Origin of the sequence: Idiomarina aquatica (genome assembly GCF_003987185.1) — a bacterium.
Taxonomy (GTDB): domain Bacteria; phylum Pseudomonadota; class Gammaproteobacteria; order Enterobacterales; family Alteromonadaceae; genus Idiomarina; species Idiomarina aquatica.
The window spans coordinates 1,440,985-1,459,890 of the sequence record NZ_PIPS01000001.1 but is presented as its reverse complement, the minus strand read 5'-3'; the positions used below and the strand labels follow the sequence as shown (position 1 = coordinate 1,459,890).

The following is an 18,906-nucleotide window of genomic DNA, read 5'->3' as shown; positions in this document are numbered from 1 at the left end:
TTTTGATCATATGTCCTACGCTTTACGTAACCCCCAATACAAATGATTCAATACGCAAGGAGAGAGCGACGTGAAAGCATCGGATCTGATGGTTAAAGCGCTTGAAAACGAAGGCGTAGAATATATTTTTGGCATTCCGGGTGAGGAGAACCTCGATTTACTGGAGTCACTGTCAAAATCATCGATTAAACTGATTATTACGCGGCATGAACAAGGCGCTGGCTTCATGGCAGCAACCTATGGTCGGCTTACCGGTAAACCTGGAGTTTGTCTGTCGACCTTAGGTCCGGGCGCAACCAATTTAGTCACCCCGGTCGCCTATGCACAGCTGGGAGCCATGCCCATGGTCGTGATAACGGGGCAGAAACCGATAAAAGAACGCCAGCAAGGCCAGTTTCAAATCATCGATGTGGTCGACATGATGACCCCGATCACCAAATATACCCAGCCCATCATCAGCGCGAAAAGCATACCGGCACATGTCCGAGAAGCGTTCCGCCGCGCCGAAGAAGAACGTCCAGGTGCGGCCCACCTTGAATTGTCAGACGATGTCGCCAGTGAAGACGTTGACGCGAACCCCATTGAACCCAGCTTCTCGCGCCGTCCAATTCCTGAATATAAAGCGGTAACGCATGTGCTAAACCTGTTGCAGGAAGCAAAACACCCGTTATTGCTGATCGGTGCAGCAGCCAATCGCAAAATTACCGCTAAGATGCTACGCGCCTTTGTCGACAAAACCGGAATTCCGTTCGTTACCACACAAATGGGCAAAGGCGTCATCAACGAGGATCATCCCCGTTGGCTGGGTAACGCGGCGGTTTCCGACGGTGATTACCCACACCGCGCCATTGAGCAAGCCGATCTTATCTTAAATGTCGGCCACGACGTGGTTGAAAAGCCACCCTTTATGATGCGCGCCGACTCGAGCCAACGAAAAGTTGTTCACATCAATTTTCAGAGTGCTCAGGTTGATTCGGTTTACTTCCCTCACGCCAGCATGATTGGTGACATTGGTAACAGCATTTGGCAACTCAAAGAAGGTATCGAACCCCAGCCTCATTGGGACTTTGATTTTATGCTGAAGGTCAGAGATCACATGCGTGATCACACCGATGAAGGTGCCAATGATGACCGCTTTCCGATGTTGCCGCAGCGGCTGGTTGAGGAAGTCCGTGATGTGATGCCTGACGATGGCATTATCGCGTTGGACAACGGCATCTATAAAATCTGGTTTGCGCGAAACTATCCTGCCCGCGAGCCCAATACAGTATTACTCGACAATGCATTAGCCTCGATGGGAGCCGGTTTACCATCGGCAATGGCCGCGAAATTGGTGTTCCCGGACAGAAAAGTCGTCGCCATCTGCGGCGATGGTGGCTTTATGATGAACTCGCAGGAACTCGAAACCGCCGTCCGCTTGAATCAGGATCTGGTGGTTCTGCTGCTTAATGACAGCGCCTACGGCATGATTAAGTGGAAACAGCAAGATATGGGGTTAAGCGATTTCGGTCTGGACTTTAATAATCCCGATTTTATTAAGTACGCCGAAGCCTACGGTGCCAGCGGCTACCGCCTCAACAGCACGGACGAACTACAGCCGCTTATGAAAAAATGCATGGAGCAGGGCGGGGTTCATTTAATCGATGTGCCCGTCGACTACTCCATGAATAATAAACTGCTCAATCAAGAGATACCGCATAATGCGGCGCAGCTTACTCGATAACCGTAGGTTTAATTTCAGGGTGAGTATCGGCAAACAGTGGGTAGTCGTTAAGTTTATCGACGAATTCCTGCAATTGCGGATACTCGCTCAAAACCAAACGGTTTCTAAAGGCTGCCCAGCTTAAATAGCAGCCTAAACGCAGCTCGCCATCACTGAAAGGATGAGGACCTTCGTACGCCACCGCGTGTTCTTTGCTTTCCATTAAGGCAAGAATATCGTCTACGCGGCTCTGCTGGCGCTGCATATACGCATTGTTGTCCGGCGTCACACCTTGCTGCTCCAGCAAGAACAAGTTTATCGACGCGTCCAATGCGGTATTCACCAGGCAATACTGATCGTAGTCTTTGACATCGGCAAAGTAGCGCTCTCCGGCTTTTTCCCGAACGTACTTCAAAATACTGCTGGAATCGTGAAAACGGAGTTCTTTATGGTGCAAAAAAGGGACTTTCTTCGCCGGATTCAGTTTCGCACTCATGTCATGATCGGTTTCGGTAAACGAAAACTCCGTTTTGGTCTCAGCTAACGCAATTCGAATGTGCCGAACATAAGGTGAGGTATAACTGCCGAATAATTCCATAGCCAATCTCCGCTTTAAAACATAACCGAGTTAATTATCCCGACAATTCTCGTCTGGATACTCCAGTTCAATTGTCGTGTGCGCAAGCTTATAAGGCGCAAGCGTTTCTGAAATCAGAGCCTTTAAGCGCGCGCGTTGCTCACTGCTTAACTCTCTTGATACCACAATATGCGCCGTTAATACATGACGTTCACCATCTAATGACCAGAAATGTAAATGATGCGCGTCGGCAACATCGTTCAGGCTAACCAGTTTCTGCTTGATATCCGCGTATACCTGGGGACTTGGTGACGCCTGCACAAATAATTTGATGGTAGCCACCAGTGACCGTAAAACATTAATCAAAATGAACAGCGTAAATACAATCGACAACAACGGGTCTAAAATAGGCCAGTCGACAAACATCAAAATAATCGCCACGATCAGTACAGCGACCCAACCGAGCACATCCTCTAACAAGTGCCAGTTGAGCACCCGCTCATTCAGCGTCTGTCCCTTGCTCAGCTTAAAGGCGGCAAACCCATTAACGGCGACACCAAAAACGGCTAACAATGCCATTCCTTCCGCCTGAGGCATCACCGGGTCCCATAGTCTCGGTATAGCGGTATACAAAACCCAGGCGGAGCCCGTGATAAGAACCACAGCATTAATAAACGCACCCACTAATGACATTCGTTGATAGCCATAAGTAAAGGTGTGGGATGCCTGTTTGCCGCTGATTTTATTTAGCAGCCATGCCATTCCGATGGAAAGACTGTCGCCCAAATCGTGGACCGCATCAGCCAGAATTGCAGTGCTGTTGGTGAGCACGCCACCAATAAACTCAATAATCGTAAAAAACAGATTTAGAAAAAATGCCCAGCCAATTCGCTCAGATGCACTGTCATGATGGTGGTGGTGGTGATGGTGTTGGTGAGCCATAGAGAAACTCCAAGATAGTCAACTTTGTTGACAAAAAAAGGGCCATACGGCCCTTTTTTTACTCCACAGTAACCGATTTCGCCAGGTTACGAGGCTGGTCAACATCGGTACCCTTTATGATTGCAACGTAATACGAAAGCAACTGCAATGGGATGGTGTACACAATGGGAGCCACAATCTCGTCACAGTGACAGACGTTAAGAACATTCAATGTCTCATCGCTCTTAAAGCGCGCGTTCTTATCGGCAAAGACGTACATCAAACCACCGCGGGCACGCACTTCTTCGACATTGGATTTCAGCTTTTCGAGCAGTTCGTTGTTCGGTGCAACCACGATCACCGGCATTTCTTCATCAATCAGCGCCAGTGGCCCGTGCTTTAATTCACCCGCAGCGTAGGCTTCGGCGTGAATGTAAGAAATTTCTTTTAGCTTAAGCGCACCTTCCATCGCAATCGGGTACTGATTGCCACGCCCCAAGAACAGGCTATGTTCTTTGTTCGCAAAGTCGGGCGCCAATGCTTCAATATCGTCAGCCAGCGCAACGGCTTCTTCCAGTTTGGCCGGCAGTGCCTGCAGCGCTTTCACAATGGCTGCCTGTTGTTGCTCCGACATGCCACGGTATTTACCCAGCGCCACTGTCAGCATCAACAAGCCCGTTAATTGGGTAGTAAAAGCTTTGGTTGATGCAACGCCGATTTCGGCACCAGCGCGGGTCATGAAGGCAAGGTCAGATTCACGCACCATGGATGAGGTGGCGACGTTACAGATGGTTAAGCTGCCTTTGTAACCCAGCTCTTTTGAGAGTCGTAATGCCGCCAACGTGTCTGCGGTTTCACCGCTTTGCGAGATGGTGACCAATAAGCTGTTTGGGTGAACATAGGATTTGCGGTAACGAAATTCTGATGCGATTTCGACACTGCATGAAACGTTAGCCAAAGACTCGAGCCAATAGCGTGCCACCATACCTGCATGATAGCTGGTACCACAGGCAATGATTTGTACGTGTTCAACCGTTTTAAACAACTCCGCCGCGCCTTTACCAAAGGCATCATCGAGAACCGTTTCGCTCGACAACCGGCCTTCCAGCGCATTGCGCACGGCGATTGGCTGCTCGTGAATTTCTTTCAGCATAAAGTGACGATACTGGCCTTTGCCGCCGGCATCATAGGTGCTGTCGGATTCAACCACTTTGCGTTCGATGCGCTGGTCGTTTTCATCAAAAATGGTAACGCTGGTGCGAGTGATGTCAGCAACATCACCTTCTTCCAGGTAAATGAATTTACGTGTAACCGGTAATAGCGCCAGCTGATCAGACGCAACGAAGTTTTCGCCAATGCCGAGTCCGATAACCAACGGGCTGCCAGAACGGGCGACCACCAGCCGCTCGGGATCTTTGGTGTCCATCACCACAGTTCCGTAAGCACCTTCAAGCTGGCGCACAGCGGCCTTTACGGCAGCCAACAGGTCTGGCTGTTGCTTACGTTCGTGGTGAATCAAGTGAGCGATAACTTCGGTATCGGTCTGGCTATTAAACTGATAACCCAACGTCTGCAACTGCTCGCGTAGTGATTCATGGTTTTCGATAATGCCGTTATGAACTACGGCAATTTCACCCTCAGACAGGTGAGGGTGTGCATTGGCTTCGGTTACACCGCCGTGCGTTGCCCAGCGCGTGTGCGCAATACCAATGGTTCCATCCAATGGATTAGCTTCTATCGCGTCAACCAACTCTTGTACTTTTCCGGTACGACGCGTGCTTTGTAAATGCTGGTCGTTATCAATAACCGCAACACCGGCTGAGTCATAGCCGCGATACTCCAAGCGCTTGAGTCCTTCAAGCAAAATACCACTTACGCGACGTTCTGAGGTCGCTCCCACAATACCGCACATAGTTTAACTTCCTTTTTTCTGAGGGCGTTGCCAGCCACTGATATTACGTTGTTTGCCTCGGGCTACCGCTAGTTCGTCAGCACCCACTTCTCGGGTAATCACGGAGCCCGCCCCAACGGTTGCATTATCACCAATTTTTACTGGCGCCACTAATGAGCTGTTTGAGCCAATAAACGCGCCATCACCGATTTCGGTCAGGGACTTATTAACGCCGTCATAGTTACAGGTAATCGTGCCTGCACCAATATTGGCAAATTCACCAACCTGAGTGTCACCAAGGTAGGTCAGGTGACTTGCCTTGGAGCCTTTACCCAGGCGACTCTTTTTCATTTCGACAAAGTTGCCCACTTGCGCTTCATCAGCTAACTCCGCGCCGGGACGAAGCCGAGCAAACGGCCCGACTTTACAGTTCGATGCAACGCGGGCGCCTTCAATATGACTGTTGGCCCGAATAAGGGTTCCGTCACCGATTTCTGCGTCTTTGATCACACAATTGGGTTCAATAATAACGCCATTGCCAAGCTTAACCGTACCTTCAAAGACCGCATTCACGTCAATTACCACATCCGAACCAACACTCAGTTCGCCCCGGCAATCGAAGCGGGCCGGGTCAATCAAGGTCGCACCTGCGGTCATCACCTGTTCTGCCATGCGCCATTGGAACGCACGTTCTAGTGCGGCCAACTGCTGGCGGTTATTGGCACCTTCAACCTCGGTCGTGTCATCCGGTTGCGCTGAGGCAATGGTAATGCCTTGTTCTGCCGCCATCGCAACAACGTCGGTCAGGTAATATTCCTGTTGTGCATTATCGTTACTGAGGTCCTTTAGCCATTGTTTTAAATGGGCACCGGAAGCAACCATAATACCGGTATTCACTTCGTTAATGCGCAGTTGATCTAAGGTTGCGTCTTTTTGCTCGACAATGCCCTGAATTTTTTCATCGTCATCGCGAATAATACGACCGTAGCCCATCGGATTATTCAGGTACATGGTTAATAATCCCAACTCGCTCTCTGCACTCGCGTCGAGTAAACGCTGTACCGTCGACTGGGTCAATAAAGGCACATCCCCATAAAGAATTAACACGTTTTCGTCGTCTTGCAGGTGTGGTAATACTTGCTGTACGGCATGTCCCGTACCGAGTTGCTGCGCCTGCTCAACCCAATTCAGGTCATCACCGCTGATGGCAGCTTTCAGCGCGTCACCGCCATGACCATAAATCAGATCAATGGCGTTAGGACGAAGTGAGCGAGCGCAATCGATCACATGCTGAACCATGGCTTTATTGGCGACTTTATGCAGTACTTTGGGTAGATTAGAACGCATCCGTGTTCCTTTACCTGCCGCCAGTATGACAACGCGTAATTTCATGGGGGTATGTCCTTATTTTCTTGTGTTCATCAATTACACTAGTTTACAGACAAAAAAGGCCCTGTTGTAGAGACAACAAGGCCTTTTCTTATTTTTAACAAGACTAGCGTTTTAGCTTGCGGATAACTTCCAGCTGAGCCAATGCACGCGACAATTCAGCAATCGCTTCAGCATAGGTTACATCGGCACTTTGATCAGCAATGGCTTCCTCTGCACGTTTACGCGCAGATTCTGCTTCTTGCTCATCCAGGTCATCACCACGTACTGCAATATCGGCAAGTACGATAACTTGACCCGGCTGGACTTCCAATACACCACCGGCAACGTACATGAGTTCCTCGTCGCCTGCTTCGCTAACGTAACGAACCATTCCCGGTTTGATTTTCGTTAGCAGTGGCGCGTGTCCCGGATAAATACCGAGTTCACCTTCGCTACCGGAAACCTGAACGGTTTGCACAGCGCCGGAGAACAGTTTCTCTTCGGCGCTAACCACTTCCAGGTTCAATGTACTTGTGGCCATTTAAACCTCCAGGTTGGTTACAGGTTTTTGGCTTTTTCTACCGCTTCTTCGATGCTACCAACCATATAGAAGGCTTGTTCTGGCAGGTCATCATACTCACCTTCCAAAATGCCTTTAAAGCCAGCGATAGTATCTTTCAACGAAACGTATTTACCTGGCGAGCCAGTGAATACTTCCGCAACGAAGAACGGCTGTGACAAGAAGCGCTGGATCTTACGAGCACGGGCAACAGTCCGCTTGTCTTCTTCAGACAGCTCGTCCATACCCAGGATCGCGATGATGTCTTTCAGCTCTTTATAACGCTGAAGCACTTCCTGAACACCCATAGCCGTGTTGTAGTGCTCTTCACCAATAACCAGAGGGTCCAACTGACGTGACGTTGAATCCAATGGGTCAACCGCAGGGTAGATACCCAGTGATGCGATATCACGGTTCAATACAACCGTTGCATCCAAGTGCGCAAAGGTTGTTGCTGGTGATGGGTCAGTCAAGTCATCGGCAGGAACGTAAACGGCCTGTACGGATGTGATTGAACCCGTTTTGGTTGAGGTGATACGTTCTTGCAGTACACCCATTTCTTCAGCCAATGTCGGCTGATAACCTACCGCTGAAGGCATACGGCCTAACAGGGCTGATACCTCAGTACCGGCCAGTGTATAACGGTAAATGTTATCCACGAAGAACAGCACGTCACGACCTTCGTCACGGAATTTTTCCGCGATGGTCAAACCGGTCAATGCAACACGCAGACGGTTGCCCGGTGGCTCGTTCATCTGACCGTAAACCAACGATACTTTATCCAGTACGTTAGAGTCGTTCATTTCGTGATAGAAGTCGTTACCCTCACGAGTACGCTCACCAACACCAGCGAATACTGAGTAACCGCTGTGCTCGATTGCGATGTTACGGATAAGCTCCATCATGTTTACGGTTTTACCAACACCGGCACCACCGAACAAACCAACTTTACCACCTTTAGCAAACGGGCAAATCAAGTCGATAACCTTGATACCAGTTTCCAGTAGCTCGTTAGTGTTTGACTGATCTTCGTAGCTAGGCGCTGCACGGTGAATCGACATACGCTCTTCTTCACCGATAGGGCCTGCTTCATCGATAGGCTGACCTAATACGTTCATGATACGGCCCAGGGTCTTTTTACCCACTGGAACCATGATTGGCTCGCCGGTGTTCTCAGCGACGATGCCACGACGCAAACCGTCAGTTGTACCCATCGCGATGGTACGTACGATACCACCACCAAGTTGCTGCTGAACTTCCAGCACCAAATCTTTCAGGTCACCTTCGGTCACTTTCAGTGCGTCGTATACTTTTGGCACAGAGTCTTGTGGAAACTCAAAGTCCACAACCGCGCCGATGATCTGTACGACCTTACCTTGACTCATGACTAATCCTCTAACTCTTCAATTCTGTTAACCGTTGCCGCGTTATACCGCTTCGGCGCCGGACACGATTTCCGAAATTTCTTGCGTGATTGCCGCCTGACGCGCCTTATTGTATTGCAGCTGAAGTTTATCAATCAGCTCTTCGGCGTTATCCGTTGCAGCCTTCATAGCAATCATCCGAGCGGCTTGCTCACTGGCAAAGTTATCAACGACACCTTGGTACACCTGCATCTCTACGAAGCGGCGAATCAATGTATCGAGAATGCTCTCGGGGTTCGGCTCATACAGGTAATCCCAGCTACCTGCCTGTACTTCTTCGTCCGATTCTGATTGCGGCAATGGCAACAATTGATGAATGGTCGGCGATTGGGTCATTGTGTTCACAAATTTGTTAAACACAACGTAAAGACGATCGATTTTGCCTTCTTCGAAAGCATCCAACATGACTTGAACCGAACCGGTAATTTCTTTCAGTTCTGGTTTATCACCCATGCCCGATACTTGCGCCTGCAACTTGCCTCCAAAACGTTTGAAGAAGCCGGTTGCTTTACTACCAATGGCAGCAAAATCCGATTCGACACCTTGTTCTTTCCACTCGTTAGCGTGCTTAACGACAGCTTTGAACTCGTTTGCGTTCAAGCCACCACACAAACCGCGGTCGGTAGAAATAACAATGTACCCAACGCGTTTAACTTGTCGCTCTTCCATAAACGGATGACGATATTCCAAGTTACCGCGCGCCACATGACCAATCACCTTGCGAATGGTTTCAGCATACGGACGGTTACCTTCCATCCGTTCCTGCGCCTTTTTCATTTTAGACGCAGCAACCATTTCCATAGCACTGGTGATCTTCTGAGTATTACCGATACTCGAGATCTGAGTTTTTATCTCTTTACCGCTGGCCATGACGATTCTCCTGTTAACTCAACGACAAATGGCCGCTTGCGCGGCCAACTGCGATTACCAAGATTGCGTTTGCTTGAATTTTTCAAGCGCTGCTTTCAATTGGGCATCGATGTCGTCGTTATAGTTGCCAGTATTGTTAATTTCCGCCATTAGCTCAGCATATTCGCTTGCCATGAACGATTGTAACGACTCTTCAAAATCCATGATTTTGTCGATCGCTACATCTTTCAGGAAGCCTTTTTCTACGGCGTAAATTGACACTGCCATCTGAGCCACGCTCATTGGCTTGTACTGTTTCTGCTTCATCAGTTCGGTAACACGCTGACCGTGTTCCAACTGAGCACGTGTTGACTCATCAAGGTCTGATGCGAACTGCGCGAACGCAGCCAATTCGCGATACTGAGCAAGGGCAAGACGAATACCGCCGCCAAGCTTCTTGATGATTTTAGTCTGTGCAGCACCACCAACACGAGATACCGAGATACCGGCGTTAACCGCAGGACGAATACCTGAGTTAAACAAGTCAGTTTCAAGGAAGATCTGACCGTCAGTAATCGAGATAACGTTTGTTGGTACGAATGCAGATACGTCACCGGCCTGAGTTTCGATGATTGGCAGAGCGGTCAATGAACCGGTTTTGCCTTTCACTTTACCGTCGGTGTATTTTTCAACGTAGTCAGCATTAACTCGAGCAGCACGCTCTAGCAGACGTGAGTGAAGATAGAAAACGTCACCCGGGAATGCTTCACGGCCTGGCGGACGACGCAACAGCAATGAGATTTGACGGTAAGCAACCGCTTGCTTAGACAAATCATCATATACGATCAACGCGTCTTCACCGCGGTCACGGAAGAACTCACCCATGGTACAACCAGAGTAGGCTGCCAGGTATTGCAGTGCTGCTGATTCAGAAGCTGATGCAGCAACAACGATGGTGTTTTCTAACGCACCGTGCTCTTCAAGCTTGCGAACAACCGCAGAGATTGTTGAGTTTTTCTGACCGATGGCGACGTAAACACATTTAATACCAGAATCTTTCTGGTTGATGATGGCGTCAACGGCCAACGCGGTTTTACCGGTCTGACGGTCACCGATGATCAACTCACGCTGACCACGGCCAACTGGAATCATCGAGTCGATGGATTTGTAACCTGTTTGCACAGGCTCATCAACGGATTGACGATCGATAACACCTGGAGCGATTTTTTCTACTGGCTCGAAGCGATCGGCGTCGATTGGGCCTTTACCGTCGATTGGCTGACCCAACGTGTTTACTACACGACCCAACAGTTTTTCACCCACTGGTACTTCCAAAATACGACCAGTTGATTTTACTTTTACGCCTTCCTGAAGGTCAGCGTATGGGCCCATAACAACCGCACCGACCGAGTCACGTTCAAGGTTAAGTGCGATAGCGTAACGATTACCAGGTAGCTCGATCATCTCACCCTGCAAACAATCTGCAAGGCCGTGAATGCGAATGATACCGTCCTGTACGGACATGATGGTACCTTCGTTGCGAGCTTCGCTGGTGACTTCGAACTTCTCAATTCGCTGTTTGATCAGTTCTGCGATTTCATTTGAATTCAATTGCATGCTCAAGTCCCCAATTAGGATTGCAGTGCGTAGGCAAGCCGATCCAGCTTGCCGCGCAAGGTGCCATCGATTACCGTGTCACCTGCTTCAATAACGAGTCCACCAAGAATGGACTTATCGACACTGCAGTTCAGCTTAATTTTGCGTTGCAGACGTTTTTCCAGTGCTTTACTGAGTTCTGTTTGTTGCGCTTTGAGCAACTTAACAGCAGAAGTCACATCAACTTCGACTTCTTTTTCGTATTCAGCACGGAACGTCTGATAGAGCTCACTGACTGCTGACAGGGCAGTTAAACGTTCGTTTTCTGCCATAACTCTGATGAAGTTTTTCGCGCTATCGTCGAGCTCGTCGCCGCAAACGCCAATAAACACCTCAGCTGTCTTACCAACAGTAGCGGAGCTACTCAAAAATGACGCCATGGTCTCGTCTTTCGCTACCGCGGCAGCAAATTCGAGCATTTCGGCCCATTTATCGAGCGCTCCCTGTTCTAAAGCAAAATCAAAAGCTGCTTTTGCGTAAGGGCGAGCGACCGTAGTCAGTTCTGACATAAGCTCTAACCCCTTAATTAAAGTTCAGCGACCAGTTTTTCAACGATGTCACTGTGAGCGTCTTTATCAATTTCACGCTCGATGATTTTCTGAGCGCCAGTAACGGCTAAAACAGCAACCTGTTTACGCAATTCTTCGCGTGCACGGTTACGTTCAGCAGTGACTTCCTCATGACCAGCCGCAACGATTTTTTCACGTTCTTCATGACCACGTTGAGTTTCTTCCTCAACGATCTTAGCGCCACGTTTTTTCGCCTGTTCGATGATTTCAGCCGCTTGCTGCTTCGCTTCTTTCAGCTGTTCAGCAATGTCTTCCTGGGCTTTTTCTAAATCTTTTTGAGCGCGTTCGCCCGCATTCAGACCGTCAGCAATTTTCTTCTGACGTTCTTCGATGGCATTAATGATCGGTGGCCACACGAACTTCATGCAGAACCACACAAACACTGCAAACGCGATCGATTGTCCAATTATAGTTGCGTTGATATCCACAACGGACCTCCTTTATCTGGTGACCGTCGAATCGCGCTTAGCCTAACTGAGTTAAGAACGGGTTTGCGAACGTGAACAACAATGCAACCGCAACACCGATCATAGCGATAGCATCGATAAGACCAGCAACGATGAACATTTTAACTTGCAGCTGTGGTGCCAATTCAGGTTGACGAGCGGCAGCTTCAAGGAATTTACCACCCAGCATACCGAAGCCAAGTGCTGTACCCAGTGCAGCAAGACCGATCATGATTGATACAGCGATAGCAGTAAAAGCAACTACAGTTTCCATTGATTTCTCCAGTTTTTCAGTAGATTTAAAGTTAAAAAGTAAAACAAAAACTTTTTGATAAAAAAATTAGTGTTCAGACGATGCCATGCTCAGATAAACGATGGTCAACATCATGAAAATAAATGCTTGCAATACAATGACCAGGATGTGGAACACAGCCCATGCAAAGTGCGCCGGCAACTGCCAGAAGCCGATCATTGCAATTAGAATAAAGATCAATTCGCCGGCATAAAGGTTACCGAACAAACGCAACGCCAGTGACGCTGGTTTCGCTAACAGAGTAATACTCTCCAGCACAAAGTTGACCGGAATCAGAGACCAGTGGTTAAACGGGTTCAGGGTCAGTTCTTTGGTGAAACCTTTAAGGCCTTTGTATTTGATTGAGTAGATGATGATCAGAGCGAAAACACTCAAACTCAATGCAAATGTGGTGTTCAAGTCCGTCGTAGGAACGACTTTGAAGTACACATCGTGCGGATCATCAACAAACCCTAACCAGTAGCCCGTATACATAGCTGCCGTTGGCAACCAGTCTACCGGCACCAAATCCATCAGGTTCATCAGGAAGATCCAGACAAAGATGGTTAAGGCTAAAGGTGCTATAAGTTTATCTTTACCGTGAAAGGACTCTTTGACGCTGTTGTCGACAAACTCGACAATCATTTCGACAAAGCATTGCCATTTACCAGGTACCCCCGCAGAGGATTTTTTTGCTACTCTGCGGAAACTCCACAGAAACAGCACACCCAGTAACACGGACCAGAAGATAGTATCGACATTTACCGCCCAGAATCCTTCACCGACCGTCCAGTTTTGAAGGTGGTGTTGAATATACTGAGTCGGAGTTTGCTCTCCACTTACCATGTTGTTTCCCAGTTACGTTGATTTTAAAAATGAAATTGGCGCAATCCATTGTGAAATAACAGCAACAACAAAGCCGCTCATAAGCCACACTGAATTAAAATCTGTCAGTAGAAAAAGTGCACTGATGAGTACTGCGGTCAGCACGAGCTTAATACCTTCTCCTACAAAAAAACTTTTCACAACTTTCTGGTTAGCCCTGGCTCCGGCGTGTAAAAACGCGATAGCACCAAACAGGGCATTAGGAACAACAGCTGCTAATCCACCGAACACAACGGCTACTGCAGCGGTTCCACTAACGCTCAATGCGATGACAACGGTCAGCAGAGCGACAACGACCAATTGACAGATAATGGTTTTCAAAGCCAGTTGTCTACCCACTCGGGTCATTGACTGAACCACACGTATTACCTTAGGTCATTGGTCATAAATTTTATGGCGCAATAAACAGCCACTATGAAACTCGCGCTAGTATAAAGATCTGCCCGTTAATTGCAAACAAATTTGCCTACAGCCGTTGTTTTTAATGCCATTTAACAAAAGTTCTACAACGGCTACAGTAACTTAGTCGGCGTCGTTATTTTATGTGTGAAAGGATACCGTCCAGCTCATCCAGACTGGTGTAATTAATGACCACTTTGCCTTTACCTTTGCGACCATGATTAATCGCTACTTTGGCACCAAGGGTCTCAGCAAGTTGTGTCTGAAGACGTTCAATATCAGGATCCGGCTGAGGTTTTTCCTGTTCTTTAGGGGGTTCTAGGGTTTTACGAACCAGCTTTTCGGATTCGCGTACCGTTAAATCTTTCGCGACGATTTGTTGCGCCACATCCGTTTGTTGCTCGCCTTGTAGTGCGAGCAACAACTTAGCATGACCCAGGTCGATATCACCTCGTTCTAGCAACGTCTTCACACCGGGTTCAAGATTATTCAGCCGCAATAAGTTGGTGACCGTTGTGCGTGACTTACCGACAGCTTGGGCGACATCCTGGTGAGTCATCTGAAACTCGTCGAGCAGGCGTTGCAATGCGGTCGCTTCTTCCATCGCATTTAAATCTTCACGCTGAATATTTTCAATCAGTGCGATAGCGACAGCAGCCTCATCAGCCACTTCTTTAATCAGACATGGAACCACATCAAGTTTTGCTAACTGAGCGGCCCGCCAGCGTCGCTCACCGGCAATGATTTCGTATTGGTCATCAGCAACCGGGCGTACAACGATAGGTTGAATAATGCCCTGGGCTTTTACCGAAGCAGCGAGATCTTCCAAAGCTTCCGGCGACATGTCTTTGCGCGGCTGGTAACGGCCAGGTTTTAATTGCTCGATGGGCAATTTTTGCAGTTCACCTTTATCGACAGCAATTTCAGCGGCCTCAGTACTTTGTTGACTGTGCTTTTGCTGATTTGCTGTATTACTGGTCAGCAAGGCGTCGAGCCCGCGTCCGAGTCCTCGTTTTTTAGCTGACATAGGTTATATTTTTCCCTTAAACATTAACTAACTTCCGCGTTTGCTCGCTGCTCAGACCGGCGAATTAATTCACCAGCCAATGATAAATAAGCTTTTGCACCGGTTGAAGACTTGTCGTAGTACATGGCTGGAGCGCCAAACGACGGCGCCTCCGCTAATCGAACATTACGTGGAATCACCGTGCGATACACTTTATCACCAAAATGCTGTTTCAATTGCTCAGAAACGTCATTGGCCAGACGATTACGAGGGTCGTACATGGTTCGCAATATGCCTTCGATGGCTAAGCCAGGGTTAACCACGTCAGCCAATTGTCTGATGGTCTCCATCAACGCTGTCAGACCTTCCAGAGCATAATACTCGCATTGCATCGGTACCAGTACCGAATCGGCTGCCGCCATTGCGTTAACCGTTAACAGGTTAAGTGAAGGAGGGCAGTCAATGAAAATAAAATCATAATCGTCCTGCACCGCTTTGAGGGCATTACGTAATCGGACTTCGCGGGCGAAAAATTCCATCAGCTTTATTTCCGCCGCTGTTACGTCAGAGTTGGCGGCGATCAAATGGTATTTGCCATTGGTTTCCGTCTCAACAACGTCTTTAACAGGTTTTTCATCCACCAACAGTTCGTACACGGTGTTTTCGACGTCGTACTTGTCGACGCCGCTGCCCATAGTGGCATTGCCTTGCGGATCCAGGTCAATCAACAATACTTTACGCCGCGTCGCCGCCATCGAAGCCGCTAAATTAACAGCCGTCGTGGTTTTGCCTACGCCGCCTTTTTGATTCGCTATCGCAATGGTAGTCGCCACGGGTATTCAACCTCTTATCGTTATCGGATTTCTTGCCCAGAAGAAATGTGCTAAGACGAACTGTGTGCCGGCGAGATGATGACAATGTGTCGCTCGCCGTCGATACCAGGTACTTGTAACCGCTGTATCTGATCAATCTTATACTGCTGAGATAATTCGTCCAGCTCTTGCTGAGGGTATTGCCCCTTTAATGCGTAAAATTTACCTTCTACTTTCGGTAAATGGCCGCACCAATTCAGCATATCATTAAGCGAGGCAAAGGCTCTACTTAATACACCATCAAACGAATGGCTGTGTTCGGTAAAATCTTCTACACGACTTTGCACTGCCGTTACGTTAGTAATGTTAAGTTGGTGACAAACTTGGCGAATAAAACGAATTCGTTTGCCTAAACTGTCGAGCAGAACAAACGCTTTGTCCGGGTTAGCGATAGCAAGTGGTAGCCCAGGTAGTCCCGGTCCGGTGCCGACATCAATGAACCGTTCACCTTGTAAGAAGGGACTGACGACCAGGCTGTCAACAATATGCCGACTTAACATTTGCTTAGGATCACGAACACTGGTCAAGTTGTACGCTTTGTTCCATTTATCCAGTTGTTCGACTAACTGCACCAACAAATCCAATCGCTTGTCATCAAGCGACAACAATTCGTTGCTTTGCGTTTGTTGCAACAACGCCTTTAACGATGCTTTCACGATGATTCCTTACGCGCTTTTGCGCAACAGTCCTTGTTTTTTCAGGTGCACGAGCAACATTGAAATAGCTGCCGGGGTTATGCCTGAAATGCGCGACGCTTTGCCGACGGTTTCCGGTTGGTGTTGATTTAATTTTGCAATAACCTCATTGGACAAGCCTTTTATCGACGCGTAGTCGAAATTGCTTGGCAATAACGTGTTCTCATGACGCTGTTGTTTAGCGATCTCATCCTGTTGGCGAGAAATATAACCGGCGTATTTGGTTTGTATCTCAACCTGTTCAGCTGCAGCAGGATCACTGAGCCCTGGCGCAAAGAAGGGGGTGTTAACCAAATCACGGTAATGAATTTCAGGACGCCGTAGCAGTTCTTCACCGTTAACTTCTTTGGTAATAGGACTTTTTACTAACGCATTAATGCTGTCCACTTGTTCATGGTCTTTATGCACCCAGGTTTCTTTGAGGCGCTGTTTTTCCTGCTCGATCGCTTCCATTTTGGTATTGAAAGCGGCCCAGCGCTCATCGTCGACCAAGCCAAGCTCACGGCCTTTTTCAGTTAATCGAATATCGGCATTATCTTCGCGCAATAGTAATCGGTATTCTGCCCGCGAGGTAAACATACGATAAGGTTCTTGCGTACCTAAGGTTGACAGATCGTCGATCAATACGCCTGTGTATGCTTGGTCACGACGCGGTGACCAACTGTCTTTACCCTGCGCTCGCAATGAGGCATTAAGACCAGCGATAAGCCCTTGCGCACCGGCTTCTTCATAACCTGTGGTGCCGTTGATTTGACCGGCAAAAAACAGTCCTTCGATAACTTTGGTTTCGAGCGACTGCTTCAGATCCCGAGGATCAAAATAGTCGTACTCGATGGCGTAGCCCGGACGCGTAATTACGGCATGTTCAAAACCGCGTATCGAGCGCACCAAACGTTCCTGAACGTCGTACGGCAAGCTGGTTGAAATACCATTTGGGTAGAGCTCGAACGTATCCAGCCCCTCAGGTTCAACAAAAATTTGATGCGACGCTTTATCGGCAAAACGGACGATCTTATCTTCTATCGATGGACAGTAACGTGGACCAACGCCTTCGATAACGCCTGAATACATGGGCGAACGATCAAGTCCGGATCGAATAATATCGTGGGTTGATTCGTTGGTATGGGTTATATAGCAAGATATTTGCCGGGGATGATCCGCTTGGGAACCCATGTACGAAAATACGGGCGTCGGATTGTCTCCAGGCTGTTCCTGCATCACCGAAAAATCAACGGAGCTACTGGCAATACGGGGTGGTGTACCTGTTTTTAAGCGCTCTACGCGTAACGGCAATGCTCGCAATCGTTTTGCTAACGCGTTAGCCGGCGGATCACCTGCACGACCGCCTTGGTAATTATCTAAACCAATATGGATTTGGCCGCCAAGGAAGGTACCAACGGTTAGTACCACATTATTGGCTAAAAATTTAAGGCCCATTTGGGTAACAACGCCACAGACACGATCGTTTTCAACGATCAGATCGTCACAGCCTTGCTGAAATAACGTGAGATTTGGCTGTGTTTCTAACGCGTAACGAATGGCTTGTTTGTAAAGCTGGCGATCGGCCTGCGCTCGGGTAGCCCGGACTGCCGGGCCTTTCGACGAGTTGAGGGTGCGAAATTGGATACCTGCACGATCCGCTGCTTTTGCCATGATCCCGCCTAAGGCATCGATCTCTTTGACGAGATGGCCTTTACCAATACCCCCAATCGCTGGGTTACAGGACATTTGCCCTAAGGTATCAATATTATGCGTGAGTAACAGCGTACGACTGCCCATACGAGCTGCGGCGAGGGCAGCTTCTGTACCGGCATGACCTCCACCGACAACGATAACATCAAATTGTTGACTTGAGGTGTGTGACATTAAGCAGAACCTATGGCGTTAAAGGATTTGATCGAGCCGAGTATTTTAACGTGAATTGACTCAGATCGAAAAGGTTATTTTTTGCGCATCTGTATTTTTACACTTTGCTGAGAAAGGATCTAAATAAGATCAGTATTTGATCTTTATAGATCTTTTATTATTACTTCTTTTAGCTTGGGGATATCTGTGAATAGATCGCTGCAGAGCTTTATTTATCTCGCTTTGCGAACGATCAAAAAGTGTGTGTAAGATCCCTTAAGCTGGGATCATAGATCGTGGATAAGTCACCTGTTTATACACAACCCAAGTTATCCCCAAACATATACCCATGCCGACGACAGCCCTTAAGTGATCTTATACCTGATCTAATCACAGGCCTGCGCTACTGTGCATAACCCCGTGGATAGGATCGAGGATCATGGCGTCGGCGCCCTAATCCCACTGATCATTTTTGTGTATAGGATCGCAGTGCTTCGATCCAATTGGGCAACCATTGTTCGACGGCCTGTTCGGGGTCATCTTCCAGCATATCGATCTCTAATCCTTGGCACAGACGATGAGCGCCTAATTGTGCAAGCCGTTTATCGAGGTCCCGGCCAGCGGCGCAGTATGTGTCGTAACAGGATTCGCCAATCGCCACGATCGCATAGGGAAACGACTTAAGTTCAGTGATTTGCTGGATCTGATCGTAGAAGTCCAGCATCGAATCGGCATAATCACCGGCGCCGTGGCTGGCAATAAAGACCAGCCACGGTTGGCTTTGATCAAGCTCTGATAAGTCCGGTTCGTAGTGTAATTCAACCTCTATCTGAAGCTGTTGTTTGATCAGTTCGGCAGCATGGTCTGCCAGGTATTCTGTGTTGCCGGAAGTGGTACCGACTAATATCTGTAATGAAGTCATGGCTTATAATCTGTTTTATGCTTAA

19 protein-coding genes are annotated in these 18,906 nt (G+C 48.3%); 1 reads left to right on the top strand and 18 read right to left on the bottom strand.

The genetic code is table 11. From position 1 onward, the window contains the following. Positions 1-70 precede the first annotated feature (70 nt). Entirely contained in the window at positions 71-1,723 is a 1,653-nt protein-coding gene (locus CWE23_RS06775; protein WP_126819813.1) for an acetolactate synthase large subunit, read from the top strand. On the opposite strand, the gene CWE23_RS06770 is transcribed toward CWE23_RS06775, so the two are convergent. The 18 genes from CWE23_RS06770 to CWE23_RS06685 form a co-directional block, all read right to left on the bottom strand. Beyond that, positions 1,713-2,300, bottom strand: coding sequence for a glutathione S-transferase family protein (locus tag CWE23_RS06770; protein ID WP_105307617.1), 588 nt, complete (start codon positions 2,298-2,300; stop codon positions 1,713-1,715). The two genes, CWE23_RS06775 and CWE23_RS06770, sit on opposite strands and share 11 nt — an antisense overlap. A gap of 30 nt (positions 2,301-2,330) precedes the next feature. Next, complete coding sequence (locus CWE23_RS06765; RefSeq protein ID WP_126819812.1) at positions 2,331-3,221, bottom strand: cation diffusion facilitator family transporter; 891 nt, start codon at positions 3,219-3,221, stop codon at positions 2,331-2,333. 58 nt (positions 3,222-3,279) lie between these two features. Continuing rightward, complete coding sequence (gene glmS, locus CWE23_RS06760; protein WP_105307619.1) at positions 3,280-5,112, bottom strand: glutamine--fructose-6-phosphate transaminase (isomerizing); 1,833 nt, start codon at positions 5,110-5,112, stop codon at positions 3,280-3,282. 3 nt (positions 5,113-5,115) lie between these two features. Beyond that, entirely contained in the window at positions 5,116-6,483 is a 1,368-nt protein-coding gene (gene glmU / locus CWE23_RS06755) for a bifunctional UDP-N-acetylglucosamine diphosphorylase/glucosamine-1-phosphate N-acetyltransferase GlmU (RefSeq protein WP_126819811.1), read from the bottom strand. A 103-nt stretch (positions 6,484-6,586) separates the two neighbouring features. Continuing rightward, complete coding sequence (locus CWE23_RS06750; protein ID WP_105307621.1) at positions 6,587-7,003, bottom strand: F0F1 ATP synthase subunit epsilon; 417 nt, start codon at positions 7,001-7,003, stop codon at positions 6,587-6,589. 17 nt (positions 7,004-7,020) lie between these two features. Next, positions 7,021-8,406 (bottom strand): F0F1 ATP synthase subunit beta, encoded by a 1,386-nt coding sequence (gene atpD, locus CWE23_RS06745; protein WP_105307622.1) that lies wholly within the window; start codon positions 8,404-8,406, stop codon positions 7,021-7,023. 42 nt (positions 8,407-8,448) lie between these two features. Beyond that, entirely contained in the window at positions 8,449-9,315 is an 867-nt protein-coding gene (atpG, locus tag CWE23_RS06740) for a F0F1 ATP synthase subunit gamma (RefSeq protein WP_105307623.1), read from the bottom strand. Positions 9,316-9,369: 54 nt separating this feature from the next. Next, the gene (gene atpA / locus CWE23_RS06735; protein ID WP_105307624.1) at positions 9,370-10,911 is read right to left on the bottom strand and encodes a F0F1 ATP synthase subunit alpha; all 1,542 of its coding nucleotides are present in this window, start codon (positions 10,909-10,911) and stop codon (positions 9,370-9,372) included. Positions 10,912-10,925: 14 nt separating this feature from the next. Next, positions 10,926-11,459, bottom strand: coding sequence for a F0F1 ATP synthase subunit delta (gene atpH / locus CWE23_RS06730; RefSeq protein WP_105307625.1), 534 nt, complete (start codon positions 11,457-11,459; stop codon positions 10,926-10,928). A 17-nt stretch (positions 11,460-11,476) separates the two neighbouring features. After that, the gene (gene atpF, locus CWE23_RS06725) at positions 11,477-11,947 is read right to left on the bottom strand and encodes a F0F1 ATP synthase subunit B (RefSeq protein ID WP_105307626.1); all 471 of its coding nucleotides are present in this window, start codon (positions 11,945-11,947) and stop codon (positions 11,477-11,479) included. Between the two features lie 37 nt (positions 11,948-11,984). Further along, positions 11,985-12,239 (bottom strand): F0F1 ATP synthase subunit C, encoded by a 255-nt coding sequence (atpE, locus tag CWE23_RS06720; protein WP_053954488.1) that lies wholly within the window; start codon positions 12,237-12,239, stop codon positions 11,985-11,987. A 66-nt stretch (positions 12,240-12,305) separates the two neighbouring features. After that, positions 12,306-13,103: a F0F1 ATP synthase subunit A gene (atpB, locus tag CWE23_RS06715; RefSeq protein WP_105307627.1), complete on the bottom strand. Its 798-nt coding sequence runs from the start codon at positions 13,101-13,103 to the stop codon at positions 12,306-12,308. Between the two features lie 12 nt (positions 13,104-13,115). Further along, complete coding sequence (locus CWE23_RS06710) at positions 13,116-13,463, bottom strand: ATP synthase subunit I (RefSeq protein WP_241970556.1); 348 nt, start codon at positions 13,461-13,463, stop codon at positions 13,116-13,118. 214 nt (positions 13,464-13,677) lie between these two features. Further along, a complete protein-coding gene (locus CWE23_RS06705) occupies positions 13,678-14,568 on the bottom strand; it encodes a ParB/RepB/Spo0J family partition protein (RefSeq protein WP_105307629.1) in 891 nt (296 codons plus the stop codon). A 23-nt stretch (positions 14,569-14,591) separates the two neighbouring features. Next, entirely contained in the window at positions 14,592-15,380 is a 789-nt protein-coding gene (locus CWE23_RS06700; RefSeq protein WP_105307630.1) for a ParA family protein, read from the bottom strand. A gap of 50 nt (positions 15,381-15,430) precedes the next feature. After that, positions 15,431-16,075, bottom strand: coding sequence for a 16S rRNA (guanine(527)-N(7))-methyltransferase RsmG (rsmG, locus tag CWE23_RS06695; protein WP_126819809.1), 645 nt, complete (start codon positions 16,073-16,075; stop codon positions 15,431-15,433). Positions 16,076-16,084: 9 nt separating this feature from the next. Then, the gene (mnmG, locus tag CWE23_RS06690) at positions 16,085-17,980 is read right to left on the bottom strand and encodes a tRNA uridine-5-carboxymethylaminomethyl(34) synthesis enzyme MnmG (RefSeq protein WP_126819808.1); all 1,896 of its coding nucleotides are present in this window, start codon (positions 17,978-17,980) and stop codon (positions 16,085-16,087) included. A 445-nt stretch (positions 17,981-18,425) separates the two neighbouring features. Next, on the bottom strand, positions 18,426-18,881 hold the full coding sequence (locus CWE23_RS06685) for a flavodoxin domain-containing protein (RefSeq protein ID WP_126819807.1): 456 nt from the start codon (positions 18,879-18,881) through the stop codon (positions 18,426-18,428). Positions 18,882-18,906 lie beyond the last annotated feature (25 nt).

Bases quoted from the DNA above. Each gene is read 5' to 3' on its own strand.
- CWE23_RS06770 (WP_105307617.1), bottom strand. From the start codon at position 2,300: ATGGAATTATTCGGCAGTTATACCTCACCTTATGTTCGGCACATTCGA.
- CWE23_RS06765 (WP_126819812.1), bottom strand. From the start codon at position 3,221: ATGGCTCACCAACACCATCACCACCACCACCATCATGACAGTGCATCT.
- glmS (WP_105307619.1), bottom strand. From the start codon at position 5,112: ATGTGCGGTATTGTGGGAGCGACCTCAGAACGTCGCGTAAGTGGTATT.
- glmU (WP_126819811.1), bottom strand. From the start codon at position 6,483: ATGAAATTACGCGTTGTCATACTGGCGGCAGGTAAAGGAACACGGATG.
- CWE23_RS06750 (WP_105307621.1), bottom strand. From the start codon at position 7,003: ATGGCCACAAGTACATTGAACCTGGAAGTGGTTAGCGCCGAAGAGAAA.
- atpD (WP_105307622.1), bottom strand. From the start codon at position 8,406: ATGAGTCAAGGTAAGGTCGTACAGATCATCGGCGCGGTTGTGGACTTT.
- atpG (WP_105307623.1), bottom strand. From the start codon at position 9,315: ATGGCCAGCGGTAAAGAGATAAAAACTCAGATCTCGAGTATCGGTAAT.
- atpA (WP_105307624.1), bottom strand. From the start codon at position 10,911: ATGCAATTGAATTCAAATGAAATCGCAGAACTGATCAAACAGCGAATT.
- atpH (WP_105307625.1), bottom strand. From the start codon at position 11,459: ATGTCAGAACTGACTACGGTCGCTCGCCCTTACGCAAAAGCAGCTTTT.
- atpE (WP_053954488.1), bottom strand. From the start codon at position 12,239: ATGGAAACTGTAGTTGCTTTTACTGCTATCGCTGTATCAATCATGATC.
- atpB (WP_105307627.1), bottom strand. From the start codon at position 13,103: ATGGTAAGTGGAGAGCAAACTCCGACTCAGTATATTCAACACCACCTT.
- CWE23_RS06705 (WP_105307629.1), bottom strand. From the start codon at position 14,568: ATGTCAGCTAAAAAACGAGGACTCGGACGCGGGCTCGACGCCTTGCTG.
- mnmG (WP_126819808.1), bottom strand. From the start codon at position 17,980: ATGTCACACACCTCAAGTCAACAATTTGATGTTATCGTTGTCGGTGGA.
- CWE23_RS06685 (WP_126819807.1), bottom strand. From the start codon at position 18,881: ATGACTTCATTACAGATATTAGTCGGTACCACTTCCGGCAACACAGAA.